Origin of the sequence: Paraburkholderia phytofirmans PsJN, assembly GCF_000020125.1 — a bacterium.
GTDB lineage: Bacteria > Pseudomonadota > Gammaproteobacteria > Burkholderiales > Burkholderiaceae > Paraburkholderia > Paraburkholderia phytofirmans.
Window position 1 is genome coordinate 692801 of record NC_010676.1, and the last position, 26291, is coordinate 719091.

23 protein-coding genes are annotated in these 26291 nt (G+C 63.3%); 18 read left to right on the forward strand and 5 right to left on the reverse strand.

Annotation, left to right across the window (positions count from 1 at the left end; genetic code table 11):
- The first annotated feature begins 81 nt into the window (after nucleotides 1-81).
- On the forward strand, nucleotides 82-414 hold the full coding sequence (locus tag BPHYT_RS22880; protein WP_012426494.1) for a DUF2322 family protein: 333 nt from the start codon (nucleotides 82-84) through the stop codon (nucleotides 412-414).
- 333 nt (nucleotides 415-747) lie between these two features.
- Here BPHYT_RS22880 and BPHYT_RS22885 read toward each other — a convergent pair whose 3' ends face one another.
- Nucleotides 748-1971 (reverse strand): metallophosphoesterase, encoded by a 1224-nt coding sequence (locus tag BPHYT_RS22885; protein WP_083772091.1) that lies wholly within the window; start codon nucleotides 1969-1971, stop codon nucleotides 748-750.
- A 982-nt stretch (nucleotides 1972-2953) separates the two neighbouring features.
- Here BPHYT_RS22885 and BPHYT_RS22890 point away from each other — a divergent pair.
- The 14 genes from BPHYT_RS22890 to BPHYT_RS22955 all read left to right on the forward strand — a co-directional run bounded on the left by BPHYT_RS22890 (nucleotide 2954) and on the right by BPHYT_RS22955 (nucleotide 15743).
- Nucleotides 2954-3130 carry a Flp family type IVb pilin gene (locus tag BPHYT_RS22890; protein WP_012426496.1) on the forward strand — a complete coding sequence of 59 codons (177 nt, stop codon included), beginning with the start codon at nucleotides 2954-2956 and terminating at the stop codon, nucleotides 3128-3130.
- A gap of 139 nt (nucleotides 3131-3269) precedes the next feature.
- Nucleotides 3270-3806, forward strand: a complete 537-nt coding sequence (locus BPHYT_RS22895) for an A24 family peptidase (RefSeq protein ID WP_012426497.1) — start codon at nucleotides 3270-3272, stop codon at nucleotides 3804-3806.
- A 37-nt stretch (nucleotides 3807-3843) separates the two neighbouring features.
- Nucleotides 3844-4677, forward strand: coding sequence for a Flp pilus assembly protein CpaB (gene cpaB / locus BPHYT_RS22900; RefSeq protein WP_041759105.1), 834 nt, complete (start codon nucleotides 3844-3846; stop codon nucleotides 4675-4677).
- Nucleotides 4678-4765: 88 nt separating this feature from the next.
- Nucleotides 4766-6553 (forward strand): type II and III secretion system protein family protein, encoded by a 1788-nt coding sequence (locus tag BPHYT_RS22905; protein WP_012426499.1) that lies wholly within the window; start codon nucleotides 4766-4768, stop codon nucleotides 6551-6553.
- A gap of 24 nt (nucleotides 6554-6577) precedes the next feature.
- Nucleotides 6578-6871 (forward strand): hypothetical protein, encoded by a 294-nt coding sequence (locus BPHYT_RS22910; protein ID WP_012426500.1) that lies wholly within the window; start codon nucleotides 6578-6580, stop codon nucleotides 6869-6871.
- A 46-nt stretch (nucleotides 6872-6917) separates the two neighbouring features.
- The gene (locus BPHYT_RS22915; RefSeq protein ID WP_012426501.1) at nucleotides 6918-8120 is read left to right on the forward strand and encodes an AAA family ATPase; all 1203 of its coding nucleotides are present in this window, start codon (nucleotides 6918-6920) and stop codon (nucleotides 8118-8120) included.
- A 54-nt stretch (nucleotides 8121-8174) separates the two neighbouring features.
- The gene (locus BPHYT_RS22920) at nucleotides 8175-9557 is read left to right on the forward strand and encodes a CpaF family protein (RefSeq protein WP_012426502.1); all 1383 of its coding nucleotides are present in this window, start codon (nucleotides 8175-8177) and stop codon (nucleotides 9555-9557) included.
- A 27-nt stretch (nucleotides 9558-9584) separates the two neighbouring features.
- Nucleotides 9585-10562 carry a type II secretion system F family protein gene (locus tag BPHYT_RS22925; RefSeq protein WP_012426503.1) on the forward strand — a complete coding sequence of 326 codons (978 nt, stop codon included), beginning with the start codon at nucleotides 9585-9587 and terminating at the stop codon, nucleotides 10560-10562.
- Nucleotides 10563-10605: 43 nt separating this feature from the next.
- Nucleotides 10606-11562, forward strand: a complete 957-nt coding sequence (locus BPHYT_RS22930) for a type II secretion system F family protein (RefSeq protein ID WP_012426504.1) — start codon at nucleotides 10606-10608, stop codon at nucleotides 11560-11562.
- A gap of 26 nt (nucleotides 11563-11588) precedes the next feature.
- Entirely contained in the window at nucleotides 11589-12455 is an 867-nt protein-coding gene (locus BPHYT_RS22935) for a sterol desaturase family protein (protein ID WP_012426505.1), read from the forward strand.
- Nucleotides 12452-12982, forward strand: coding sequence for a TadE/TadG family type IV pilus assembly protein (locus BPHYT_RS22940; protein ID WP_012426506.1), 531 nt, complete (start codon nucleotides 12452-12454; stop codon nucleotides 12980-12982). Before BPHYT_RS22935 ends, BPHYT_RS22940 begins: the two co-directional genes overlap by 4 nt.
- Before the next feature lies 1 nt (nucleotide 12983).
- Nucleotides 12984-13613 (forward strand): TadE/TadG family type IV pilus assembly protein, encoded by a 630-nt coding sequence (locus tag BPHYT_RS22945; RefSeq protein WP_012426507.1) that lies wholly within the window; start codon nucleotides 12984-12986, stop codon nucleotides 13611-13613.
- Nucleotides 13614-13666: 53 nt separating this feature from the next.
- Nucleotides 13667-15022, forward strand: a complete 1356-nt coding sequence (locus tag BPHYT_RS22950; RefSeq protein WP_012426508.1) for a vWA domain-containing protein — start codon at nucleotides 13667-13669, stop codon at nucleotides 15020-15022.
- Nucleotides 15023-15029: 7 nt separating this feature from the next.
- Nucleotides 15030-15743 carry a methyltransferase family protein gene (locus tag BPHYT_RS22955; RefSeq protein ID WP_012426509.1) on the forward strand — a complete coding sequence of 238 codons (714 nt, stop codon included), beginning with the start codon at nucleotides 15030-15032 and terminating at the stop codon, nucleotides 15741-15743.
- Between the two features lie 63 nt (nucleotides 15744-15806).
- On the opposite strand, the gene BPHYT_RS22960 is transcribed toward BPHYT_RS22955, so the two are convergent.
- From BPHYT_RS22960 to BPHYT_RS22970, 3 genes are all read right to left on the reverse strand, one after another.
- The gene (locus BPHYT_RS22960; protein ID WP_012426510.1) at nucleotides 15807-17345 is read right to left on the reverse strand and encodes a PepSY-associated TM helix domain-containing protein; all 1539 of its coding nucleotides are present in this window, start codon (nucleotides 17343-17345) and stop codon (nucleotides 15807-15809) included.
- A gap of 74 nt (nucleotides 17346-17419) precedes the next feature.
- On the reverse strand, nucleotides 17420-19834 hold the full coding sequence (locus tag BPHYT_RS22965; protein ID WP_012426511.1) for a TonB-dependent receptor: 2415 nt from the start codon (nucleotides 19832-19834) through the stop codon (nucleotides 17420-17422).
- Nucleotides 19835-19916: 82 nt separating this feature from the next.
- Nucleotides 19917-20327, reverse strand: coding sequence for a DUF2946 domain-containing protein (locus BPHYT_RS22970; protein WP_012426512.1), 411 nt, complete (start codon nucleotides 20325-20327; stop codon nucleotides 19917-19919).
- Nucleotides 20328-20600: 273 nt separating this feature from the next.
- Here BPHYT_RS22970 and BPHYT_RS22975 point away from each other — a divergent pair, with 273 nt between their 5' ends.
- Nucleotides 20601-22745: a tetratricopeptide repeat protein gene (locus BPHYT_RS22975; protein ID WP_012426513.1), complete on the forward strand. Its 2145-nt coding sequence runs from the start codon at nucleotides 20601-20603 to the stop codon at nucleotides 22743-22745.
- Here the strand turns inward: BPHYT_RS22975 and BPHYT_RS22980 are convergent.
- Nucleotides 22738-23694 (reverse strand): LysR family transcriptional regulator, encoded by a 957-nt coding sequence (locus BPHYT_RS22980; RefSeq protein WP_049869241.1) that lies wholly within the window; start codon nucleotides 23692-23694, stop codon nucleotides 22738-22740. The genes BPHYT_RS22975 and BPHYT_RS22980 overlap by 8 nt on opposite strands.
- A 103-nt stretch (nucleotides 23695-23797) precedes the next feature.
- Between BPHYT_RS22980 and BPHYT_RS22985 the strand changes: the two genes are divergently transcribed.
- Together BPHYT_RS22985 and BPHYT_RS22990 are read left to right on the forward strand one after the other, a co-directional pair.
- Nucleotides 23798-24913, forward strand: coding sequence for an aryl-sulfate sulfotransferase (locus BPHYT_RS22985; RefSeq protein WP_012426515.1), 1116 nt, complete (start codon nucleotides 23798-23800; stop codon nucleotides 24911-24913).
- Nucleotides 24914-24960: 47 nt separating this feature from the next.
- Complete coding sequence (locus BPHYT_RS22990) at nucleotides 24961-26289, forward strand: uracil-xanthine permease family protein (protein WP_012426516.1); 1329 nt, start codon at nucleotides 24961-24963, stop codon at nucleotides 26287-26289.
- Nucleotides 26290-26291 lie beyond the last annotated feature (2 nt).

Genomic DNA, 26291 nt, shown 5'->3' on the forward strand with positions numbered 1-26291 from the left:
GTGCGCTTCGGCATGGCATGCCATCCTATCGGATAAGATACGGCCCGCGCCGCAATTTTCCGAACACAAGGAGTGGTTTCAATGATTCAACCGGGCAACGTATTCAAGGACAACCTCGCGCAGATGCCGGGCATCGACGCAATCGCGCGTATCGATCTGGTGGACGGCAAAGGCGCCGTGGTGGCCAGCATCGAGAACAAGCCGGGCAAGCAGGGTTCGCTGGCGGTGTACAACTATCTGCAGCAGACCTTCGGCACGCTCGACGGCAAAGCAGCCGAGCACGGCCTCGTCGTGTTCGCCGAGCACACGGCCGACGCGCGCAATCGGCCGGGCGCGCATCCGAACGTCGACATCCTGCTCGCGATTGCCGCGGGCGCGGAAGCTTTGCGGATCGACGTGGTCTCCGCCGGCTGACGTGAGTTGTTTATCATCGGCGTGGCGCTGCGGACGAGTCGGTTCGCTCGGCCGCGCTGTTTCATGACCACGCGGAGCGGGTGTACAGGCCGAGATGGTGGTGGTCGCTCTCGCAGGGGAACCAGAGACCTGCAGAGCTTCTTCATCCCGTCGGGCCTTTCATGAAGTCAAAGACCGTGTCTTTCCGCGGTGTCACTGCGCGTGGACGGAATCGGCATATTCGAGTTGGCGCATCGCGGCTTGCTGCTGCCGATCACATGTGTAGCGATACAGCGAACGTGCAGGCGTATCGGCGCACTGAGGCCGAGCGCGTTTGCGCAGGCCTCATCGTCATCACGCGCCCGAGCCCGCCGGATATCCTTCCGAGCGGCCGAACGCCGGTTGCTCGCGCGCCGTGCGGTTGAGCAGGTGGGGTATCTCGTCCAGACACAGCAGCGTCAGCGCTCCGCCGTACACGAGTCCCGTATCGACATTGATGACGTTGCCGCGAACCTTCGGCTCCCGCACCGGCGTGTGCCCGACGATCACCGCGGCCACGCCGTCGATGTGGCTGCCCGGGTCTCGCCATCCTGACGCAAACCGTTGGCACAGTTGCGCGAAGGCCCGCCGCACCGAAACAAAACCTGCGGCCTTGCCCGGCATCCAGCGCGAGCGATCCCAGATCACCTTGCGGCGAACGGGCCCGTTGCGGTCCTCCTGTTCGAGCGCCTGAACCATCTTCGGCCACGATTGCATGGGCACGTTGGCATGCACGATTCCGACCAGACCTTCGTCCGTTTCGATTTCGATGGCGTAGGGCAGGGCCGCCATATACGCCACGATGTCGTGGAGCGCTGCTTTGTCGTACGCCATATCGAATAGCCACTCTCCGCCGTTGGATCGGATCGACGCGTTTTTTCCCCCGTGGCGATGCCAGCGCACGATCGTGTCCTCATGATTGCCACGCACCGATTGAATACGATATCGATCCACGAATTCGAGCACGGCCGGCGATTCGATGCCCCGATCCACCAGGTCGCCGACCGCAAACAGCCGGTCGCGCGATGGGTCGTAGCGGCGCAGTTCCAGTTCTTTTCCGAGCCGGCTGAAACAGCCGTGCAGATCGCCTACAACGAAGTCGCGACCGGCCGTGTTCTTTTTGAAGCGTCGCACGGGTATGAAAGTCTGCTGCATGTTTTCACCGCAATGAGGTTGACGTGAAACGACCAAAGGCTTCTTAGTGATTGCTGCGTGGAGCCCAGACGGGTTCGACTTCGAACATGTCCTGGCTGGCTGGGCTTTGCGCGCGCAGTGTCGCCGCGTGTCACCCAGTGTCGACCGCCAATCGAGTGTCTTCAGTGTCGATTTGTAACGAGGTGTTGAAACCTGCATCGCGTTCCCATCGTTCCGATCGAGCTTCGGGACGAACGCGGCCTTGGCGGGGTGTGGGTGGAGCGGCGCCATCGTCGCATTAGTCGAGTGGCATCGGCAGGGTCTTTTACGCTCCGTTACATGTGGCGTGTCAAGGCATTCACGGTTCACAGCGATGTCCTCGACCACCGTTGTGTGCGTGCCCATTTATTGGGCCGGCTCGCAGGGCTGAACGAAACCGGACGCGTCAGGCTTCTTCGCAGTCCCGGTCGCAATGGAGAGTGCAATCCGCCATGGTTTTGCTGTTGCACTCGCGAAATTTCGACGCTGAGTTGAATCCCAGATCGCTCTGATGGGCGCTACCACCAAGGCGCAGCACATCTTTCGTGGGCAACGGATGCATTCCTCGCGGCAACCCCAAAATCTTTCGCCGCGGCATCGATCCCGGGCATTTCATCGCACGCGAGAACGATAGGGCGCTCGACCGTCAATCGCGCAATGCGCGCTACCCCACATAGCGAAGTATGCGGATATGGCTTTTGGCCTCCCGCGCTAACGCATCACGCTCAAGCCGTCAGTCTCAGGTTTGCAACATCCCGGACGTTTCAAGTAAAAGCTACTTTTGTCGGCCCAATGACAGCAAATTTGACCGGAACATTGGTCGAACCATTGCCAGCTAATGGTCTTACGGGTTTTCCACCGCGCGCAAATCATGCGTGAACCATGGCAAGCGGACGCCACTGCGGCGTTTTCCGATGTCTCAAATCCGAGCCATCGCGTGTTGTGAACTCCTTCCCGCATCCTTCTCCAGAGCGCCGATCATTGCCCAGCAAGGCTTTGAGGCCTGCTGGCATAGCCGTTGCAAATAGAGAGTCACAAAGCGAAAAACATGTTGCAGACGGAAAGCAGCAAATCTCCGGCAGCAACAACAGTCTTCGTGAATCGCGTTCGGGGAAGTCCACGCGTTTTACGAGGTGCGGCGGGGCCAACGAAAAACGGCTGTCGATAAACAACGACACGGCGATGGATACGGGGTATCAGCCTCTCGTGATCGTGACGAAGTAAGGCGCTGGCCTCGCCACTTTTTCCGTCCTCGTGACGGGCATGAACGCCGCTTCGGCGCACCTGTTTTTCAGGCGGCCGCAGACGGCACAAAACCGAAGTCAACTTTCACTCTACGGGGGTTAGCATGAAGAACACGATCAAGAAGTTTTTGCGCGAAGAAGACGGTGTGGCAGCGATCGAATACGCCCTGCTGGCGGGGCTGATCGCGGTGGCGATCATTGTGACGGTGCAGAACATGACCACCAATCTGAAAGCCATGTTTAACGCGATCGGCACTGCCTTGACGAACGCCGCGGCCTGACACACCGCGCAGCACCCGATGCAAATCCGATCGCGCGCCCTGTCTCGACGGTCCTTCGGGACAGGGTAGCGACGGCCTTGCGCAACACGAAGCGACTCCAGGAAAGAAGGGCAATTCGATCCTCGAAACGGAGCGGACAATGAACGGGGTTCCTTTTCCAGTTGGTCCATGCGTGATGGCGCTAGTACTCGTCGCCGCACTATGGGATCTGCAAACGCGCCGGATTCCTAACTGGTTGGTCGTGACAGGATTGATCGTGGCGATTCCGGTGCAGTGGTTCACGCACGGTGTCGTCGATGGCATGACGATGTGGATGGGCGGCATGCTGGCCGGCGGCGCGTTTTTCCTGCCGGGCTACGCGATGCGGCTGATGGGCGCGGGCGACGTGAAGCTGATGGCGGCCATCGGCGCCTTCTGCGGCGCTTACGGCGCACTGGAAATCGGTTTGGCGACCTGTGTGATCGGTGCAATCGGGTCGCTCGCAATATGGCTGCGGCGTCGCCAGATGCGCGCCGGGCTGAACGGGGCGGCGGCATTGCTGATCAGTTGCGCGACGCCGGGCAACGGCGCGCTGCGCAGGTCAGGCAGTGTGGCTGAAAGCAGTGCGACGGGGACCATGCCTTACGGCATTGCGATAGCAATAGGCAGCGCATGCGTGTTGTTCGCCAGCGTGTGACGCGAGCCTGAGCAGGACAAAAAATCGGGGGTTGAAAATGAAAAACGCGCGCGCTGTAACGATGCTGCTGATCGCGACGCTGGCGGGCCTCACCGCGGTGGTGTTCGCCTCGCGCTGGATGGTCTCGCAGTCGTCGAATGCCACGACCAGAGTCGTGGTGGCGGCAGCCGACATCAATCTGGGCCAGCGGATCGGCCCGGACTACCTCAAGCTCACCGACTGGCCGTCCAATAGCGTGCCGCCCGGTTCGTACTCCGACATCCAGAAACTCGACGGCCGCGTGCTGAAGGAAAGCCTGCTGCGCGGCGAACCGATTCTCGATGCGAAGCTCACGCCGGTCGGCACGCTCGGCGGGCTTTCCGCGGTGATCGGCGAAGGCAAGCGCGCCATCACGGTACGCGTGAACGACGTGATCGGCGTGGCGGGCTTCGCGCTGCCGGGCAATTACGTCGACATCATCGTCAACACGCAAAAAGATGGCCGCGATCCAGGCGCAACGCGCGATCAGAACATCTCCAAGATCGTGCTCGAAAAGATTCTCGTGCTGGCCGTCGCGCAGGAAGTGGGCCGCGACGAAACCAAGCCGAAGGTGGTCGACGCGGTGACGCTCGAAGTGTTGCCGGAACAGGCCGAGAAGATCGACCTTGCGCGCAGCATCGGCACGCTGTCGCTGGTGTTGCGTAACCAGATCGATCCGAAAGCGATCGACACCGCCGGCGCCACCAAGGCCAGCCTGCTGCAGACGCCGGTCGCCGTGGCGCCCGCGCCGGAACCGAAGCCGGTGCATATCGTGCGCAAAGTCGCGGCGCACGCGCCGGCCAACTGTGTGCGGGTGCTCGATGGCGCCGACGTAAGACAAGAATGCTTTTGACAGGCTCGAGCCTGCAAGCCGTGACCGACGCGTGACTGACATTCAAAGCGGCACGCAAAAAAAATGCGGCACATAACGGGGGTAGGACATGAACACCAGAACCACTCAGCGCGCTAGCGCGCCGCGGCACCCGCTCGGCCCGCGCGAAGCGAATTCGCGCCTGCCGCGGGGCCGCACCCGGATCGCCGAAGCGTGCACGTGCGTGCTCCTGGGCATGTATCTGACCATGCTGCCGGTGGCGCAAGCGGCCGGCCAGAACGCCGCAGCGGGTGTGCCCGGACTGCCGGACGTGCCGCTCACGGTGGCGTCGAACGGTTCGGTGCATCTGACCATCGCCGCGAGCGGCATGGGTCCGGGGGCTGCGTCCGGCGGCGCGCAGCAGGGCGCTCGTGGCCCGAACTGCAGCGGCCCGGTCGCAGAACATAGCTCGGTGACGATCCCGGTCGGCAAATCCACCATGGTCGATGTGCGCGAACCGGTGAAGAGCCGCAGCGTCGGCAATCCGGCCATCGTGCAGGCCATGCTCGTGTCGCCGCAAACGCTTTATCTGCTCGGCTCCGACGTCGGCACCACCAACATGATCGTGCAGGGCCGCAGCGGCTCGTGCACGATCATCGACGTGAGCGTCGGCGCGGATCCGGGCGGTCTGCAACAAACCCTCGCCGCGCTGATGCCCGAGGAAACCGGCATTCAGGTGAAGGCCGCCGCGGATACGCTGGTGTTGACCGGCACGGTCTCCGATGCGGTCAAGGCTGAACGCGTGCTCGAACTGGCGCGCGCCTTCGTGGCCCGTCCGACCGCCGCCTTGCAAGGCGGCGCGCCGATGGGCAGCGGCCCGTTGCCAGTTGGCGCCGCGCCGCGCGCAATGGGTATGCCGGCGCCAACGCTCGGCGGCGCGAGCGGCGAACGCATCATCAACATGATGCATGTGGCCGCGCCGCAGCAGGTCATGCTCGAAGTGAAGGTCGCCGAAGTCTCGAAGACGCTGATCGACCAGCTCGGCGTGGCGGCCAATATCAACGGCGGCATCGGCAGCTGGAGTTTCGGCTTGCTGGCCGATTATCTGTCGGGCGGGCTGAGCGCGCTGACCGCTTCGAAAGCGAACAATTCGCCGCTCAGGGCCGCTATCGATGCGCAAAAGACCGACCAGCTCGTGAAGATTCTGGCCGAGCCGAACCTGATGGCGATCAGCGGCCAGGAAGCGAGTTTTCTCGCGGGCGGCAAGGTCTATATTCCGGTGCCGCAGAGCAACGGCGCGAACGGCACGACCATCGTGCTGCAGGAAGAACAATACGGTGTCGGCCTGACCTTCACGCCGACCGTGCTCGAAGGTGGCCGCATCAACCTGAAGGTATCGCCGGAAGTGTCCGAGCTGTCGTCCACCGGCGTGGTCGTCAGCGCCGGCAACTCGAACAACCAGACGATCCTGCCGCTGATCACGACGCGCCGCGCCTCCACCACGCTGCAGGTGTTCGACGGTCAAAGTTTCGCGATCGGCGGCCTGCTGAAGAGCAACATCACGGGGTCGATCAAGGGCTTGCCCGGCGCTGCGGAATTGCCGGTGCTCGGTGCGCTGTTCCGCAGCACCAGCTACGAACAGGACAAGACCGAACTGGTGTTCGTCGTGACGCCGCGTCTCGCGAAGCCACTGCCGCAGCACTATCCGCTGCCGACCGACCACTTCGGCGATGCCAGCGAAGCGAACGTGTACCTGACCGGCCACATGGAAGGCGAGAAGCGCGCCGCGCCGGCTGCAGGGGCTTCGGCACCCGCGCCTGCGCCGGTTCCCGTACCCGCTCCCGCACCGAGCGCGGCTGCGTCCGTGGCCGTGATCCCGGCCACGCCGGAAACCAGCGCCTCAAATGCCGCGCAGTAAATGCGCCGCCTAACGGAGATCGACATGACAAGCACCAAGACACTGATCCGCACGGCGTTGTGCGCCGGCTTAAGCGCAGCGCTCGCCGGCTGCCTGAGCTCGACGCCGCACTGGGACGCGACTTTTGGCGACTCGGTCAACCAGCTCAAGGAAATGCAGACGCTCAATCCGAACGCCTCGGCGAACACCGATCCGGTCGCGGGTATCGACGGGACGGCGGCCGCGGCCGCACAGAAGAGCTACGCCAAATCCTTCACTGCTCCGCCCCCGCCCACCAATTCCTTGACGATCGGCGTCGGCTCATCGACTTCGTATTGAAGCGGCACAACCAGGCGGCTCGCTGCAGAGCCAGCGGAGACTTACCATGATCGACACTCTTCTCGTTTCGTCCAGCGCCGAGCGTGCGCCGCACATCGCGGCGCGTCTCGAGGCAAGCGGCATTGCGTTTCGTCTGCGTACGCTGCACGGTACAGCAAAGCAATTGCGCGTGCACGCCGCGGCGATCAGGAGCGCCGATCTGCTGATCGTCGACGACGCCGACCTGGCGCCGCGCGACCTGGGCGGCATCGAGGAGGTGTTGTCGCAGCTGCCGAACCTGCATTGCATGCTGGTCACCCCGGCGCCGTCCACGGCGCTGCTGATGGCGGCGATGCGGGTCGGCGTGCGGCACGTGCTCTCCTGGCCGCTGAACGACGCCGAGATCGCCGACGCGCTCGCTCACGTCTCGGCAAAGAAACACGGCGGCACGCGCCGCGACGGCCGTGTGGTGTCGTTCACCTCCTGCAAGGGCGGCAGCGGCACGACACTGATCGCCGTGAATCTCGCCTATGCATTGGCCGCCTTGCGCGACAAGCGCGTGCTGTTGATCGACCTCAACCAGCAATTCGCCGATGCGAGCCTGCTGGTCGCCGACAAGGCGCCGCCCGCCACACTCGCCGACCTGTGCTCGCAGATCGACCGGCTCGACGCCGCTTTCTTCGAATCTTGCGTGATGCACGTACACGCGAATCTCGACGTGCTGGCCGGCGCGGGCGATCCCGTCAAGTCGGGCGAACTGCGCGCCGCGCATCTCGAACGGATTCTCACGCTGGTGCGCGAGCAATACGATGCGGTGCTGATCGACGTCGGCCAGAACATCAATCCGCTCGCGATTCACGCGCTCGATCACAGCGACTCGATCTGCATGGTGGTGCGGCAGAACATTCTGTACCTGCACGCGGGCCGCCGCATGCTCGACATTTTCAAGGAGCTCGGCTATCCGGCGAGCAAGGTGAAAGTGATCGTCAACCAGTACGACAAGAACGCGCGCATCAACCTGGCGACGCTCGAAGAAACGTTCGGCGCAAAGGTCGCGCATCACTTGCCGCGCGACGAAAAGCAGGCCACGGAGGCGCTGAATCACGGCGTGCCGCTCGTGACCGGCGCAAAGGGCGGAGCGCTCGCCCAAGGCATCTCGCAACTGGCCGCGCTGCTGTGGCCGTTGCCGGTTGCGGAGCGCAGGAGCGTGCTCGGGCGCCTGTTCCAAAGCCGGCCGAATTCGCCGCCGCAGCTGAAGCCCGGCCACTGAACCGCCTGAATTCGTTCAGGTTAGCTTGTCATCGAAAAGAATGCGGAGAGCACCATGTCATTGCGCGAACAGTTGATGATCCAGAGCGGGGCGATGCCGTTCGACGGCGCCAGTCCCGCAACTGCCGCGGCGGGCGCAGCCACTGAAAGCCTCGCGGCGCGGCGCGCCTATCAGCAGCTCAAGATGAACATTCATCAGGCGATCATCGACCGGGTGGAGCTCGACAAGCTGCAGCGGCTGTCGCCCGAGCAGATCAGGCGCGAGCTGGCGCAACTGGTGGAACGGATCGTCGACGAAGACAAGATTCCGATGAACGAACTCGAGCGCCGTCGTCTCGCTCAGGACGTGCACGACGAAATGGTCGGCCTCGGCCCGCTCGAACCGCTGCTCAACGACCCGACCATCTCCGACATTCTGGTGAACACGTCCCAGCACGTATATGTGGAGCGGCGCGGGCGCCTCGAACACACCGACGTGACTTTCTACGACGACGCGCATCTGATGAAGATCATCGAGCGCATCGTCTCGCGCGTGGGCCGCCGGATCGACGAATCCACGCCGATGGTCGACGCTCGCCTGCCGGACGGCTCGCGCGTCAACGCGATTATTCCGCCGTCGGCGATCGACGGACCGCTGGTGTCGATTCGCCGCTTCGCGGTGAATCCGCTCACAGTCACCGACATGGTGAACAACCAGAGCTTCACGCCCGCGATGGCGCAACTGCTCGAAGCGCTGATCAAGTCGAAGCTGAACGTACTGATTTCGGGCGGCACGGGCAGCGGCAAGACCACGCTGCTCAATCTGCTTTCCGGCTTCATTCCCGAGGACGAGCGGGTCGTGACGATCGAAGACGCAGCCGAGTTGCAGATGCGCCAGCAACACGTGCTGCGGCTCGAAACGCGGCCGCCGAATATCGAAGGCAAGGGCGAAATCTCGCAGCGCTCGCTGGTGAAGAACGCGCTGCGGATGCGCCCCGACCGTATCGTGCTGGGCGAAGTGCGCGGCGCCGAAGCGCTCGACATGCTGCATGCCATGAACACCGGCCACGAGGGGTCGATGGCGACGCTGCACGCGAACACGCCGCGCGACGCGCTCACGCGGCTCGAGAACATGGTCGGCATGGCCGGTCTGACGATGCCGATCAAGGCGATCCGCCAGCAGATCGCGTCGGCCATCACGGTCGTGGTGCAGGCTTCGCGACTCACCGACGGACGCCGCAAGCTGATGAGCATCTCCGAAATCACCGGCATGGAAGGCGACATCATCAACATGCAGGAGATCTTCACGTTCAAGCGTACCGGTGTCGACGAAAACGGCATGATCAAAGGCTATTTCTGTGCGAGCGGGGTACGGCCGAAATTCTGCGAACGGCTGGCGGGCTTCGGCATCGTGCTGCCGGACCAGATGTTCGATCCGGCACGGCGTTTCGAAGTATGAGCGCGCAACGGCTTTGAGGAGAGAGACATGAACACGTCGTTTATCGGCTTTGCGGTGCTCGCGTTTCTCGCGGTGGTGCTGGCCATCGAGGCCGTTTATCTGTTCTGGAGCAGCCACCACGGCAAGGACGTCAAGCGCATGGACGAGCGCATTCGTGCGCTCTCCGCCGGCGGCAACGTGAGCAGCCAACAGCTCTCGATTCTCAAGCAGCGCATGCTGAGCGAGTCGCCGTTCGTCACGCAGTTGCTGCTTCGCATACCGCGCGTGCATGCGCTCGATCGGCAGTTGCAGCAGTCAGGACTGAAGTGGTCGGTGGCGCGCTTCGTTACCTACACGTTGCTGTGCGCGGTGCTCGGCGCCTTGGGCGGGTTTGTGCTGCTATTGCCCGCGCCGGTGATGGGCGTGTTCGCTGTGGTGGCGAGCCTGCTGCCCACGCTGATTCTTTGCCGCAAGCGCACCAAACGCGTGCTGCAGCTCGAACGCCAGTTGCCCGACGCGGCCGATCTGATCGCCCGCGCGCTGCGCGCCGGCCATTCGTTTCCGGCCGCGCTCGGCATGGTCGGCGAAGAACTACCCAATCCGCTCGGCGGCGAATTCGCGCTGGTGTTCGACGAGATCAACTACGGCGTGTCGATGAGCGACGCGCTTCTGAACATGGTGAATCGCGTGCCGGTCGAGGATCTGCGCTACTTCGTGATCGCCGTGCTGATCCAGCGCGAGGCAGGCGGCAATCTGGCGGAGATTCTCGGATCCATCGCCGGCATCATTCGCGAACGGCTCAAGCTGCTCGGCAAGGTGCGCGTGCTGTCGGCGGAAGGGCGGTTGTCGGCCTGGGTGCTGGGCGTGTTGCCATTCGCCATTCTCGGGCTGCTGTCGGTGCTCAATCCCGGCTACATCAGCGTGTTCTGGAAGGACCCGGCGGGCCCGCAAATCGCCGGCGTGGCGATCGCGATGATGCTGTTCGGTATCTTGTGGATGCGTAAAGTGGTGCGCATTCGCGTCTAGATCACGGTTTCGACACGAGGAGAGCGGGTTCGGCCCGCAGACCATGAAAATTGAACAGATCGTGCTGCTGGGGGTGATGTTTCTGATCGTGTTCGGCGCGGCGCTGAAGGCGATGGCATTGCTGCGCCCCGACCCGGTGCAACGGCGCATTGAAGAGATCGGGCAGCCGGGTGTCGCCGCCGAGGCTGACACCGGTGCACAAAAGAACTGGGTCGAGACCGTCACGAAGATGTCCGAGCGGGTCGCCAGACTTTCGCTGCCGAAAGAGGACTGGGACAAGTCGGTGCTGCGTCTGCGCTTCGCGAACGCGGGTATTCGCACGCCGTCCGCGGCAGCCGTCTATTTCGCTGTCAAGACTGTGCTGGCGCTTGCGCTGCCGGCAATTGCGCTGATCGTTTTCGGGAACGCCTTCCAGGCCGGCGAGCGCATCTATTTGCTGCTGACCGTGCTGGCTGCCTCGGCGCTCGGCTTCTATCTGCCGAACGTGGTCATGAGGCGCCTCGTTGAAAGCCGTCAGCGCAAGCTGTTCGAGGATCTGCCCGACGCGCTCGATCTGATGACCGTTTGCGTGGAAGCGGGCCTCGGCCTCGACGCAGCGATGCTGCGCGTCACCCAGGAAATCGGCGTGAAGAGCCACGCGCTCAAGGACGAATTCGACATGGTGCTGCTGGAGCTGCGCGCCGGCTCGGGGCGCGAGAAGGCCCTGCGCAACCTGTCGCTGCGCACCGGCGTGGAAGATATCGACACGCTCGCCGCGATGCTGATCCAGGCGGACCGCTTCGGCACCAGCGTGGGCGACTCGCTCCGTGTTTATACCGACAACCTGCGCACCAAACGACGCTTGCGTGCGGAAGAGCAGGCTGCGAAGATCGCTTTGAAGCTGCTGTTTCCGCTGATGTTTTTCATTTTTCCGACACTGCTGGCCGTGCTGGTCGGTCCGTCGGCGATCCAGATCGTGCGTCAGCTGTCACCGGCCGTCCAAGGTATGGCGGGCGGTTGAACGCCAGGCATACACCGGGGAATCCCATGCTCGCATCCAGCCCGTTTCCTGACCTCCTGCAGCACGCAAGCCTGTGGCTGCGGATGTACGCGCTCGGACTGGTGATGATGGCCGCGGGCGCGGCGCTCGAACGGCGCTGGCCCGCGGCGATGCTGCAATCGCGCGCCGGCCAGCGTTTCAACGTGACCTACGCGGGCGTGTATCTGGCGCTCGCGGAAGCGATGAAGCCGTTGACGGCGGCGGCGAGCGTCGCGATCGTGAACGCTCTTGGTGGCGGGCTGGTCGTTCTGAACTCGCACGGGGTGGGCGCGTTGGCTTCGTTCGTGATCGTGCTGCTCACGATCGACGTGCTCGAGTATGCGTTTCACCGGCTGCAGCATACATGGCCCGTGCTGTGGAAGCTGCATTCGCTGCACCATAGCGCGGTCGAATTCAATGTCACGGTCACGTGGCGGCACCACTGGGTCGAATCGCTCATCAAGGGTTGTCTGCTCTATCCGCTGATCGGCGTGCTGTTCAAGGTCGAACCCTGGATCGTCGGATCGACGTCGATCATTTTCATGCTCGGCAATTATTTCGCGCATCTGAACCTGCGCGTGGACCTTGGCCGCTATATCACGTGGGTCAACAATCCGCAGTATCACCGGCTGCATCATTCGAACCGCACCGAGCATTTCAACCATAACTTCACGCAACTGCTGCCGCTATGGGATCACCTGTTCGATACGCAGTGGGTGCCCGCCAAAGAAGAGTGGCCGGCCACCGGTCTCGACGACGGTGCGCAGCCGCGCTCGTTGCTGGAAGCATTGTGCTGGCCGCTGCGTCTGCACGCCGGACGCGGCGCGGGGCTCGCCCGCAAGCCGGTGCCGGTGCTGGACAAGGAGACGAAATGAAATCCGCTCGCCACACGTCGATCTTTAGCGGGGAGGTGCGCGCAGGCAGGCGCGGGCTCACGCGCAAGCAACGCGGCGTGGCCACGATCGAGTTTGCATTGATCGCGCCGCTGCTGCTTCTGTTGGTGTGCTTTGCGATGGATCTCGGCATTGCGCTGTGGGTCAATCTGACCATGCAATACGCGGTGCGGGAAGGCGCGCGCTATTCGGTAACGGGGCAGACCAACCTCGATCCGAACGCGACCAATCAGCAGCGCTATCTGGCTGTCGTGCAGGAGATCAAAAACAGCTCGATGGGTCTCTATTCGCTCGTCTCCCCGAGTTACGTGATCACCATCAACGGGGCGACTCAAAGCTACAACACGCAAACAAGTTACAGCACCGGCATGTTCGGCAATCCGGGCGACATCGTGGTGCTGCAGATCAACTGCATCTGGCCGCTTCTGACGCCGCTGGTCAAGCCGTTCTTCGCCAATGGCAAGTTCAGCTTCAGTGTCGCGGCGACGATGCGCAACGAGGGCTTCTGACATGCGCACACGTTCCTCGTCAAGCCGCCGCGCGTCCAAAGGCATCGTCACGGTGGAGATGGCGCTGTTGCTGCCAATCATGGTGGCGCTCGCGCTGCCGGTGTACGACATTGCGCGCAACATCCAGGCGCAGATGATTCTGATCAACGTGAGCCGCGAAGGCGCGAACCTGTCCTCGCGCGCATCGCTTACGTTTCCGATGCAGACCATCATGTCCTCGCTCAGCGCAACCACGCCGCCGCTCAACATGAGCGCACACGGCATGATCTACATCACCGAGATCATGGGCAACAACAACTGCGACAGCAACGGTAACAATTGCACGGGCGTGGTGGTCGCGCAATATCGCTGGAACGGCGGCAACTACGCTCCGGCGAGCAAGCTGTGGAGCTGCGGCAGCAGCGGCACGAACTGGGCGACGGACGGCAGCGGCAGTTGCAGCGGCATTCCCGCGGCCGGGACGGCGTCGCCGGTGGTCAATCTGCTGCAAGGCAAGCTTTCGGACGGCCAGATCGCGTACGCGGTAGAGGCGTTCTATTTACAGACGCCGCTAATCGGCTCGCTGAATCTGGGCCGCGGCTTCACGACGCCCGCTCTTTCGCCGAATCTCTATGCAATGACGGTGTTCTGACGCGGCGAAGAAATGCCTGATTAGATAAGAAAAACGCAGGACCGGGGGTAGCAATGAAAACAAAAGCGAAAACAAAAGCGGCATTCAGAAGGCGGCAGAGAGGATCGGTCAGCATTTTCGTGGCGGTGTCGCTGATCGCCTTGTTGGGCATCCTCGGCCTCGCGGTGGATTCCGGTTTCGGCTATATGATCAAGGCGCGTCTGGACGCCGCCACCGATGGCGCAGTGATCGCGGCCGGCGAAGCAGTCACGCGCGGTAACAACCAGACGGAGCAGACCAATAACGCACAGCAGGCCGCAACGGCGTTTTTCGCGGCGAACTATCCGGCGGGTTTTCTCGGCTCGAGCGTGAGCGCGGGTACGCCGTCGATCGTGTTCAACGCCGGCACGGTGACGATCGGCATGACCGCGCAGGCGAGCGTGCCGGTTACGTTCTCGAAAGTACTTGGATTCAATGTGCTGAACGTGAGTTCGTCTTCGCAGGCGATTCGCAAGACGCTGGATATGGTGTTTGTGATCGATAACACCAAGTCGCTTAACACGTCTGGCGTGCCGGCTGCGGTGCGCTCGAATGCGGTGGCGTTTCTCAATAATTTCGACGTGACGAATGACCGCGTCGCGCTGATGCACTTCGCGTACGGCACGGTGGTGGATGTACCGTTCAAGGGCAACACGCGTGGTTTCGATCGCGCAACGATGACCACGGATATCAACAAGTACACGTTCGACGGCAGCACCAACTCCCCGGAGGCACTGTGGAACGCGCGCAACCAGTTGAACACGGTAATTACACAACCTTCGAGCCTGCGCGTCATCGTGTTCTTCTCGGATGGCGCACCGAATAGCTTCTCGTCGTTTTTTACGACCAACCAGAGCAAGTGCAACAACATCTCCACCACGCTCGCGAGCGGCGATGGTCCAAGCGGTTCCGCCTCCGGACTATTCAGCATCAATGCCCTGAGTCAGAAGCTGGCGTCGCCGTGTTATCAGAACGATACGTCGGGCTTCGTGACCGCCATGCCGAAGTGGTACAACGCTCACAACGTCAACGAGCAGACCTTCCCGATCTGGCCCGTGACCTCGCCGCGCGTGGTGTCGAACGGCAATGCGACGTATGTGAACGTCAACCGCGTATCGCGCAATCTGCTCGAAGCGATGGCCGCAGCGGCGCGTGCCGAAGGCACCTACGTGTTCACACTCGGCTACGGCAATGAGCTGACCAAGCCCGCCGGTCCGGACAACGAGCTCGGCCAGGACGTGCTCAAGTGCATGGCCAACACGGCGGATTCGCTATCGCGATGCTACAACCCAAAACAGCCGGTCGGCGTGTATTGCTACGCCGCGACACCAGCCGATCTGAAGCCGTGCTTTTCGCAGCTGGCTTCGCAAATCCTGCGTATTTCCAAGTGAGCGCGCCATGACCCCGACGACACCTTTGCAAAACCAGCCACTCGCCGTCACTACCGAAGGCGCCACCCTGACCGGTGCCATGCCGGCGGAAACGGGCAATGCCGGCGGCTGGCGCGAGGCGGTGGTGGAAGTAGCCGCGCGCGCGGGCGCGGCGACCATGCTGAGTCTGTTCGCCTATGCCGCGATCACGCAATGGCGCGCGGCGCCCTCGCGAATCACGCTGTTATTTCTGGTGGTTTCCGCATGTTTCACGGTCGGACTGTCGCTCGTATCGCGGGTGCCCATGAGACGCGATTGGCGGCCGTTCGCTTTCTTGTGTGCAATGGGCGGCACGTACTATTTCCTCGCCGTGCGTCTCGCGCCCGGCGTGCAGCTCGTGCCGGAGGCTGTGGGCGCCGCGCTGCAACTGCTGGGGATAGGCTGGCAACTGTTCGCCAAGGCGTCGCTGCGCCGCTCGTTCGGCATCTTGCCCGCCAATCGCGGCGTCGTATCGCGCGGTGCCTATCGTTTCATTCGGCATCCGATGTACCTTGGTTACTTCATCACCGACATCGGCTTCCTGCTGGTGAACTTCGGCCTGCAAAACCTGCTGGTGTACGGGTGCCAGTTCGCGTTGCAGGTGGGGCGCATCGTGCGCGAAGAGCGGCTTCTCTCCGCGGATGAAGGCTATCGGACCTACAAGCGCCGCGTGCGTTATCGCGTCATTCCGGGCCTGTTTTAGGCGTATTCCAGGCAAGCCGCGTCCCGCCTTCCCCCAACCACACAAACGGCTAGGCAGCCGCCGTCACGGCGTCGCCGCCCGCCGCGCGGCACGGCCGAAGATCGCCCGGTCCACAAGCCACACCGCAAGCAGCGTGGCGCCCATCAATGGGAACACGATGCCGAGCAGGACGAGGCCGATTTTCCAGCCGCGCATCGGCGGCGCGGCGCGTTCGCGCGACGGTGCCCCGAGCGAGCGTTGCGGCCGCCGCTTCCACCACATCACGCAGCCGGTGATGGCCATCGCCGCCAGTCCCATAGAAATCACGGCGCAGAGAATCTGATTGGCGACGCCGAAATAACGGCCCATATGCAGCGACGTGCCGTACGACACGGCCTTCGACACCGCACCGTAATCTGCATAGCGGATGTCCTTCAGAACTGCGCCGCTGTATTGGTCGATGTACAGCGTGCGCTGGTCTTTCGGATCGTCCGGAAAGTACGAGACGGTGTAGACGCCAGTCGCGGAAGCAGGCAGCACGATGTTGTAGCCCTCCGTCACGCCGAGCGAGGCAACCAGCGCGACGACGCGTCCGAGCGGCAGCGGATGCGCGGCGCCCGCCTCGTCGGCGGCGGTGGGTGGGCGGGAGTCGGGCACGCGTGTGTTGCCGACGGCCCAAGGCGTGAGCGGCAGCGGCAGGTCGTCCATCACCATGCCGGGCATCGAGTTCATACTGGCGTCATGGACGCCGTGGCCGTTGTGTTCGGCGTGCTCATTGTGCGCCGTGTTGTCCGCGTGCGTGTCCGGTGCGGAGTGCTGCGCGCCGTTCTTTGCTGGCATGACGGAACGCATTGGCAAAGCGCCCCGCGAACCCGGTGGCGCACCGAGATTCGCGGCGGTCGCGAGCGCCTTGAATTGCTTGCCCCACGAACCCGTCCACGGCAGTCCCGTCAACACGAACGCGAGCGCGCCGAGCGCGAGCCAGACGCCCATCACGGCATGGAGGTTCTTCCACAGCGCGCGTCCCTTCAGCGCAAAGCGCGGCAACAGCGCCGCACGTGCAGTGGTTTTCTCGCGCGGCCACCACAACGCGACGCCTGTGCCGATCATCACGAGCGTCCAGCATGCGGCCAGCTCCATCAGCAGCTCGCCGGGTTTGCCGAGCAGCAGCTTGCGATGAAGCATCCGGTCCACTTGCATGAAGCGGCGCTCAACGCTTAGCGTGCCCAGCACCGCGCCCGTATAGGGGTTCACATAGACGCTCTGCTTATCGCCGTCCGCGAGACGGAAGACGAATTCGGCGCTGTGCTCCGGTGCGTTCGCGACAACCGCGGTCAGCGCGAGCGCGGTCGGTGGCATGGCCGCGCGCGCTCTCGCCAGCAGCGCTTCTTCGGGCAGCTTCGGCGCGGCTTGCGGCGCGACGATCAGGCGCCCCGGATAGAGCAGCGGCTCGATTTGCGGCTGGAAGCAATACAGCGTGCCGGTGATCGCCAGCACGACCAGAAACGGCATCACGAAGAGACCCGCGTAGAAATGCCAGCGCCAGAGCGTGCGATAGCCTGGATGGACAGCGGTGGTCGCCGGCGTGACGCGCCGGACGTCGGCGCCAGTGGTGGTGGACATGAAATCCTCCTGAAGCAAAGATGAATCGAACAGTTCGAGCGACGTGGATGCGTAAGCGCCTGGTTTCAGCGCGCTCACATGCGCAGCTTCGCTTCCACGTAGAACGTACGTCCGGGATACGGGTGATAGACGAAGTAGCGGGCATCGAACAGGTTGTCGACACCAACGCCAATTTCACTCAGCCTGGTCGGCTTGTAGCTGAATTTCGCGTCGGCCACCGTGTACGAACTGGTACCGCCGAACACATCCGGATTCGTGTCCGTGTTGGTGAGCGTGTTGTACTGACGGCCGGAATAGCGCGCGGCCAGCGTGAGCGCGGCGCGTTCGTCGAAGTGGTACGTCGCGGCGAGATTCGCGCGCCACAGCGGAATCCGGTAGAAGTACTTGCCGACCGAGGCCGGGTTCTGCGCGTTGGCGATGATCTTCGACTGCGTGTAGGCCACGCTTGCCAGCAGATCCAGGCCGCGCACCAGCACGTCCTGTCCCGAGTAGCTCGTTTCGACGCCGCGCGAGCGGACTTTGCCGATGTTCTGGAAGTTCGTCACGTTCGGAATCACGGTCGTATCGGTCTGACTGAAGATCGTGTTCTTCACGTCGTCCTGAAACAGCGAGAAGCGGAATACGCCGTTCCAGTGCGCCCATTCGGCGCTCAGTTCCTTTGATAGATCGTCTTCGGGCTTCAGGTTCGGATTGTTGTTGACGATCGCGGAGCCGTTGATCTGCCCTTGAAACAGCTCGCCGACCGTCGGAAAGCGATAGGCGCGGCCGATCGACGCGCGCAAGATCAGATCGTCGGTGACGTCGAATGACAAGGAGGCTTTCGGCGAGAAGTGCTGCTGGCTCACGTCGCTATACGGCAGCGTCGTGCCGCCCAGCGACTGCGAGCCGCCATAAGCCTGCCAGTCTTCATAGCGCACGCCGTAGACGAGCTTCCAGCGCGGCAGAAAGCGCCAGGCATCCTGCGCGTAGAGCGCCTGGGTCTGCGTCTTGCCGGCAAACGCGTTGGCGAACGACGTGGCCGCGCCGTCGCGCCAGTTCAGCGTGTTGTAGCTTTCGTTGTCGACGAAGTAGTTGTCGTAGTGATAGCCGAAGCTCAGCGCGTGATTCGCGAGCCCGGCCTGATTCGTCGCGGGCGTGTAGGTGCTGCGCAGATCGAGCGTTTTCCAGCCGGCGCCGTCGCCGAAGAGCACGGTGCCCGGACCGTTGCCCGGCGCGCCGGAATTCGCGGTGCGCGCCACGCTGTTGCTGACGTCGTAGTACGAAGCGATCGCTTCGCCGTTCCAGCCGGTGGTATTGCGCGTTTTCAGCGACACGCCATACAGCCAGTTCTCGCTATGGCCGAGACTCGGCGCGAGCGCGGCGGCGGGAATCGTGTACTCGTAGCCGTCGATCGCGACTTTGCCGCTGTAGACCGGATTGCCGTTCGCATCGCGCAGAAAGCTCGAGGTCTGGCTGTTGTACGTCTGATGCCAATAGCCGAGCGTGAAGCCGGCCTGCAGTGTCGGCGTGAAGTCGTACTGCATCTTCAGCTTGAACTGGTCCTGCACCGTGTGTTCGATGCCTTCGCCGTTCACGCCGGGCACCGCTGTCGGCGTGTTGGTCTGGTTGTTGTAGAAGTACGCGCCGGTGACCGGCGTGTCGCCGGCTTTGGCGGGCGTGCGGGACTTGGCGAGCGTGGCGAATTGCAGCGGCTGGCTGGTGTTTTCCAGGTGATTCACACCGAGCAGAAACGAGAACTTGCCGATGCGGTTGCCGAGTGTCGCACTCGCTTCGCTGCCGTTGAAATTCTGGTTCACGCCGAACAGGCTGAAGTGCTGCGTGAAGGCCTTGACGTCGGCGCTCGCTTCGAACTGTTTCGGCATGCGCGTGCTGATGAGCACGGTCGCACCGAGTGAGTTGCCCGGATAGAGCGCGGAAAACGGCCCGTAGATCACATCGACCTGCTGGATCTCGTCGGGAAACACCATCGACCAGCGCGGCGGAAACGAATAGCTGTTGCCGAGCAGATTGCTGAGCAGCAGACCGTCCGCGTAGACCAGACCGCGCGCGCTTTGCGTGTTGCTGGTGCCGCGCACGGCGATGATCGAATTCAGATCGCCGATAAAGCGCTTGCGCACGGCGAGGTTCGGCATGTACTTCAGGACGTCTTCGGTGTTGACGACGTTCCAGTTGTCGAACTGCTCGCGGGTGACAGTTTCGACCGAGGCCGGCAGCTTGGGATCGACAGCGCGCGGCGCGGCGGCGGCATTCGCGCTGACGCTGATGGCGGGCAGCGCGGCGTCTGCGCTAGCGCTCTGCGCATGAGCGGACGAGGCGATGAAGGCCGGAACAAATGCCGGGACAAACGCGGGAACAAACGCGGGAACAAACGCCGGAACGATGGCCGGCAGATAGCCGGACAGGAGCGGCCGGGGCAGCGGTTGAAGCGAGACGCCGCGCGCGCCACGGCAGGCGCAAAAGGGCAGCCTTCGCAGGGCGAAGTTGAACATGAACGTTTCCTCGATGCATGGAACAGACGATCGCGCGCCCCCTCGACGGGTGCGACGAATGCGCGATCAGGACCGATGGCGATCAGGAAACGACGGGCGGAGCTCTGGGACGGCCGGACGGAAAGGCGCCGAGCGGCGTGAAGCGGGTGGAGAGTGTGGGCGGCGCAGTGCCGGCAAGCGCGAGAGCGGCCGGCGGCTCGGCGGCGGCGACCGTCGGCATGGCGACGTGGTGTTGAAGCAGATGACAGTAGCCGCACGCGCCGAACGCGTCGTCATGGCTGAGATTGACCGGTGCCGGGGCAGCCTGCGTGGTCACGCTCGCCGTGCCGACCACGCTGAAATTGCGCGGCTGCAATACCGAACAGAGCGCGGCGAAGGGCTCGTGCGCGCGGTTTGCCATCAACATCTGACTCACGACCGGCGCGAACACGACGAGCCACATGGCGAACAGGCCAAGCCATGCGGTCAGGTGGTTGCGAGAGCGTGGATTCATGATGTCGGGTGTAAAGACGCGGGCGATTCTAACATCGCCGCGCCGTCTTTTTGTTTGTCATGCTCGTTATAGCGTGGGATTAGAAGGCCGAAAGCCGTTCATTTCGCCGCGTTACAGGCGCGCCGATTCACGTAAGCTGCGTGGTACATGTTCCGCTTTCGCGGCTGCACCGAGGCTTTGGCGCGACCCGTACCCGCAGCCGAAGCGCCGGTCAGGGCGCGGCGCATGCGACCGACCCGGCCGGCTTATCGCCGACTCCAGTTACCACGACTCATGAACCACACGCAGCTCGCATCCCCGATCGACGATATCAACCAGCGGGCCGTCTCGTCGTTCTCGGCCGGCCAATTCGCCGAGGCTTTGTCGATGGTGACGCCGCTCGTCGACGGCGATGCGATGCCGGATGGCGCCCTCGCCGACGCGTTGAATATCGCCGGGGCCTGTTCGTTCGCCTTGCAGCGTCCCGCCGAGGCGGAACGCTATTGGCGCCGCTGTCTGCAACTCAGACCGGACTATGCCGACGTGTACGGCAGCCTCGGCATGCTGCTCAAGTCGCTCGGTCGTCTGTCGGCGGCCAAGGCGATGTACCGGCAACTGGTCGCGCTGCGGCCCGGCGACCCGGACGCCCGCAATCATCTCGGCGCCGTGCTCTACGGGCTCGGCTACAAGGAGGAAGCGGAGGCGTCGTATCGCCAGGCGCTGGCCATTCGCCCGGACTACGCCGAAGCCCATTACAACCGCGGCATCGTGTTGCATGAACTGCGCCGCCCGCAGGAAGCGGAAGCGGCGTTCCGGGATGCACTGCCGGGACTGCCGGCTCATGCCGAAGTCCATAACAATCTGGGCAACGTGCTGATGGAATTGGGCCGTCTCGCCGAAGCGGACGCCGCCTATCGCGAGGCACTGACAATTCGACCGCAGTATCCGGAGGCGCTCAACAACCTCGGCGGCGTGCTGAAGGCGACGTTTCGTCACACCGAAGCCGAGCTGGCTTTTCGCCTCGCCCTCGCCATTCGTCCGGATTACGCGGAAGCCCTGCTGAATCTCGGCACCGTGCTCGCCGATTTCGAACGTTTGCCCGAAGCGGAAGCGGCTTATCGCGACGCCATCGCGCAACGTCCCGATTACGCCGAAGCGCACTACAACCTCGGTGTGACGCTGTGCAAAATGGAGCATCTGTTCGAGGCCGAAGCGGCTTACCGGGAAGCGATCCGCCTGCGGCCCGATCTCGTTCACGCGCACAACAACCTGGGGTGCGTGCTGCGCCGGCTGGATCGTTTGCCGGCGGCGGTCGACGCTTTCGAGCAGGCGCTTGGCGTGTGCCCCGATATGGCCGAGGCGCACTACAACCTAGGCGCGGCGAGGGCGCAACTCATGCAATTCCCCGAGGCCGAAAGCGCGTATCGGCGAGCGCTCGCTTTACGTGCCGATTACGGCGATGCGAAATTCGGCCTGAGCGTGTTGCTGCTCGGCATGGGCCGTTTTGAAGAGGGTTGGCGTCTTTACGAATGCCGCTACCAGCAACCTGGTTTCGTGCATCACAAGACTGTGGCGATGCTGGGTTGCCCGCAGTGGCAAGGCGACACGCTCGCCGACAAGTCGCTGCTGGTGTGGCAGGAGGACGGTCTCGGCGACATGATTCAGTTCAGCCGCTATTTCGCCTTGCTGAAAGCGCAGGGCGCCTCGCATATCGCCTTCGCGTGCGCACCGTCGCTGCACAGGCTGATGGCATGCGTCGACGGCGTCGATGCCGTGCTCGATCACGACACCGCGCGCGCACAAACGTCCGCTTACGACTGCTGGACGAGCCTGCTGAGCGCGCCGCTGCATCTGCGTACGAGTGTGGACACGATTCCGCGTGCCGTGCGTCTCGCGGCGGAGCCGGCGCTGGTCGAGCGGTGGCGTCCCGTGCTGGACGCACTGCCTTCCGGCCGCAGGATCGGTCTGGTATGGAAAGGCAACGCGAACCATCATAACGATGTGAACCGCTCGATCCCTTCGCTCGCCATATTGGCGCCGCTTTGGAGCGTGCCCGGCGTGAGCTTCGTGAGTCTGCAAAAAGGGCGCGGCGAGGACGAGGCGCGCCAGCCGGCCGCCGATCAACCGCTGCTCGACCTAGGCTCGCGCGTGACGGATTTCGCGGACAGCGCCGCGATCATCGCGCAACTCGATCTGGTGATTTGCGTGGACACGTCTACCGCGCATTTGGCCGCGTCGCTCGGCAAGCCGTGCTGGGTGATGCTGCCGGAAAAAGATATCGACTGGCGCTGGCTGCACGATCGCAACGATTCGCCGTGGTATCCGCACACGTTGCGTCTGTTCCGACGCGCGCCGGGCGAGGATTGGTCGATGCCGGTCGAACGGGTGCGCGAGGCGTGCGTCGAACGATTCGGCGCGGCGGACCATACGCCTAACTGACGCGCGTGCCACGCTTGCGGACCGATTGCGTCGACGTGTGAAAGCGGTCCTCGATGGTTTCGATCGCCTGACCGAGGAACTGCAGAAACATGCTCATCGCCACGGTACTCGTCAGATCCGAGCGCTGATACAGACAACTGAACGATTGGGCGCCCGCATCGGCGAGCGGTGTCCATGCCAGCTTGCGCTCGGCGACGTCTTCGGCAACGTTCTCCGCGATCAGAAACCCGATGCCGACGCCGTCCGCCACGAGCCGCCGCACCATGGAAACAGAACTGGTTTCCACCAGAGGACGCGCCTTGCGTCTTTCGCGGTGATCGATCTGGTCCACCATGGCGCGTAGTTCGGTATCCGGCGTCATCAGGATGAGCGGATAGTCGAGACATTCGCGCAGGCGTGGACGTTTCTGCAGTTTCGTGAGCGGATGCCCAGGCGGCGTGACCAGCCCGAGATACTGCGCGAACGCGCGCACTTCCACGACACCGGGCGGCGGCTTGCGGCGCAGACCGTAGCCGATGTCGGCCTCGCCGTTCTCCACCCACTTCAGGATGCTCTCGCCGTTGCCCGAACGCACGCTGTAGGTCACGCCCGGATAGCGCTCCATCGCGGCCTGGATCGCATCGGGCACCAATTGCTCAGCGGACGACGGCGACACCGCCAGATTGACATGCCCGCGCCGCAGCGAACGCAGATCTTCCACCTGCGTCATGGCGTTGTCGAAATCGCGCTGGCCGCGCCGCACTGCCGCAATGATGATCTCGCCGGCGGTGGTGAGCTGCATGCCGCGCGGCAGGCGGTCGAACAGCGGCGAGCCGACCTGCTCCTCCAGATTGAGGATTTGCTGGTGCACTGCGGCAGCGGTCAGATGCAGGGCTTCTGCCGCTTTTCGGATCGAACCGCGTCTGACTACCTCGTCGAAGCAGCGGAATGTCTGTGATATTGGACGCATGACTGGACTGTATAGTTTTATCGAACGGCCCGTATAGAACAATCAGATTTTCCTGACGCATCGAATGGCCTAGATTTGTTCCACCATCTTAACGGAGCGAATCGTGACCACCACAGTCGACCAAATTACCCAGCGCCGCCGCGGCGTCGGCCTTATTGCTCACGACCCGAAACTGTCCGCCGGCGGCTACACGCTGATCGCGCCGCAGACGGCAGGCGGGCGCGTGTATCTCGTGGATATCGGCGGCGAGGTGGTGCACGAATGGCACATGCCGGTGCGTCCCGGCCGTCATGCGGTGATTCTGCCGAACGGCAATCTCGGCTACAACGGCAATCATGCGGACTCGGAAGATCGCTACGCACCGTGGTCGATGTGGCATGGCGGCGATTTCTACGAGGTCACCCCGCAAGGCGAAGTGGTCTGGCGTTACCAAGACCCGGCGCATCACCATGACGCGCAGTGGCTGCCGAACGGCAATCTGCTCTATGCCGCATGCGCACCGGTGCCGGCAGGTTTCGCGGATCGCGTGCCGGGCGGCACCGCGCATGGCCCCGAAGAGGCGATGTACGGCGACGTGATCCGCGAAGTGAATCGAGCGGGCGAACTTGTATGGGAATGGAAAGCCTGGGAGCACCTGAATCCCAAGGACTTTCCTATTGCGCCCGGCTTCGGCCGCTATCACTGGCCGCTCGTGAACGGGCTCGGTGTGAACGCACAGGGCGAGGTGCTGATGAGTTTGCGCACCACGTCCGGCATCATCGCGGTCGATCGTCAAACGGGCGCCGTGACAATGCATATTCCACCGAGCGTGGTTTCGCATCAGCATGCGCCGGTGGCGCTCGCCAACGGCAACATTCTCACCTTCGACAACGGCAATTTCCGCGCTGGCGCGCACGTGGTGTTCTCGCGAGTGCTGGAGATCGATCCTGTCAGCCGCGAAGTGGTGTGGTCATACGCGGACGACATGGTGAACATGTTCTACAGCGCGTTCATGGGCAACGCGCAGCGGCTCGCGAACGGCAATACGCACATTACCGAGTCGGCCACCGGGCGTTTATTCGAAGTGACTCCGGCAGTGGAAGTGGTGTGGGAGTACGTGATTCCGTGGTTCGGCGAATACCCGGATGAAGCGGCGCGTAAAACCGGTCCGGGCCAGTTGAACAGCGTGTTTCAGACCTTCCGCTACAGCCGCGAGCAATTGCCGTGGCTGCGCGCGTAACTGACAGCGTCATTGCGCTTCACTGCGCTTCAAACTGCGAGGGTAACGTGAATCCAGAACCTGCCATTCATAGCGTCGACGCGCGCTTGCCCGCGTGGCAACTCGTGCTGTTCGGCCTGCAACATGTGCTGTCGATGGCCGCTTCGCCCGTCACCGCGGTGTTTCTGGTGTCGCGCATGTTGTCGCTGCCATCGGAGATGACCGTGCATCTGATCGGTGCCACTTTCTTCGTCTGCGGCGCGGGCACGCTGCTGCAATCGCTCGGTGCGGGATCGATCGGCGCGCGTCTGCCCTTCGTGATGGTGCCGGGCGGCGCGCCCGCGATGCTGTTCGCGGTTATCGCGACGCAAACGAATATGCGCACGGCGGCCGGCGCCGCGATTCTCACCAGCCTGTTCTATTGGATCGTGCTGCCGGTATTCGCGCGCTGCTTGCGGTTCTTTCCCCGCGTGGTGGTGGGCACGATGCTGGTCCTCGTGTCGGTGAGCCTGATCAAGATCTATGCCGGTATCGTGGTCGGACAGCCGGGCACGCCGGGTTTCGCGCGGCCCCAATCGCTTGGACTCGCGCTGCTCACGATCGTGGCCACGCTCGCGGTGGCGCGACTGTTCAAGGGCACGGTGGGCCGCCTGGCGGTGCTGCTAGGTCTTGCCGCCGGCACGTTCGCTGGCTGGGCGATGGGCTTGATGCCCGCCAATGGGCTGTGGAGCGGACCGCTCTTTACGCTGCCGACGCTGCTGCCGTTCGGCATGCCGCGTTTCGATGTGCTGGCCGCGCTGCCCATGCTGATTTTCAGCGTGATCTCGATGGCCGAAGCAACGGGCCAGACGGTGGCCGTCGGCGAGATCACGGGCAGAAAGATCGACATGCGCCGCGACGTGCCGCGCACGATTCGCGGCGATGCGCTGGCGTCATTAATCGGCGCACTGCTCGGCACTTCGCTCATCATCACCAGCGCGGAGAATATCGGCGTCGTGCAAACCACGGGCGTGCGTTCGCGCTACGTCACCGCGACGGCGGGCGCCATGCTGATGCTCATCGCGCTGTTCGCGCCGCTCGGACGCTTTGCTTACGCGATTCCCGCGCCGGTGGTCGGCGGCACCGCGTTGATCGTCTTCGCGATGATCGGCGTGATGGGCATCGATCTGCTCGGCAAGGTCGACCTGCACGTGCGCGGCAATCAGTACACGCTGGCCGCGGCGCTCGTCGTGGGACTGATACCGGTGCTGGTGCCGAATGTTTATGCGGCGTTTCCGGGCGCGTTACAGATCGTGCTGGGTAACGGCATGGCCGCGGGTACGCTCACGGCGATCGTCGTCAATCTTGTGTTCGGCGCATGGCGCCTCGCACCGGCGGAGAAAGTGCAAACCATCTGATC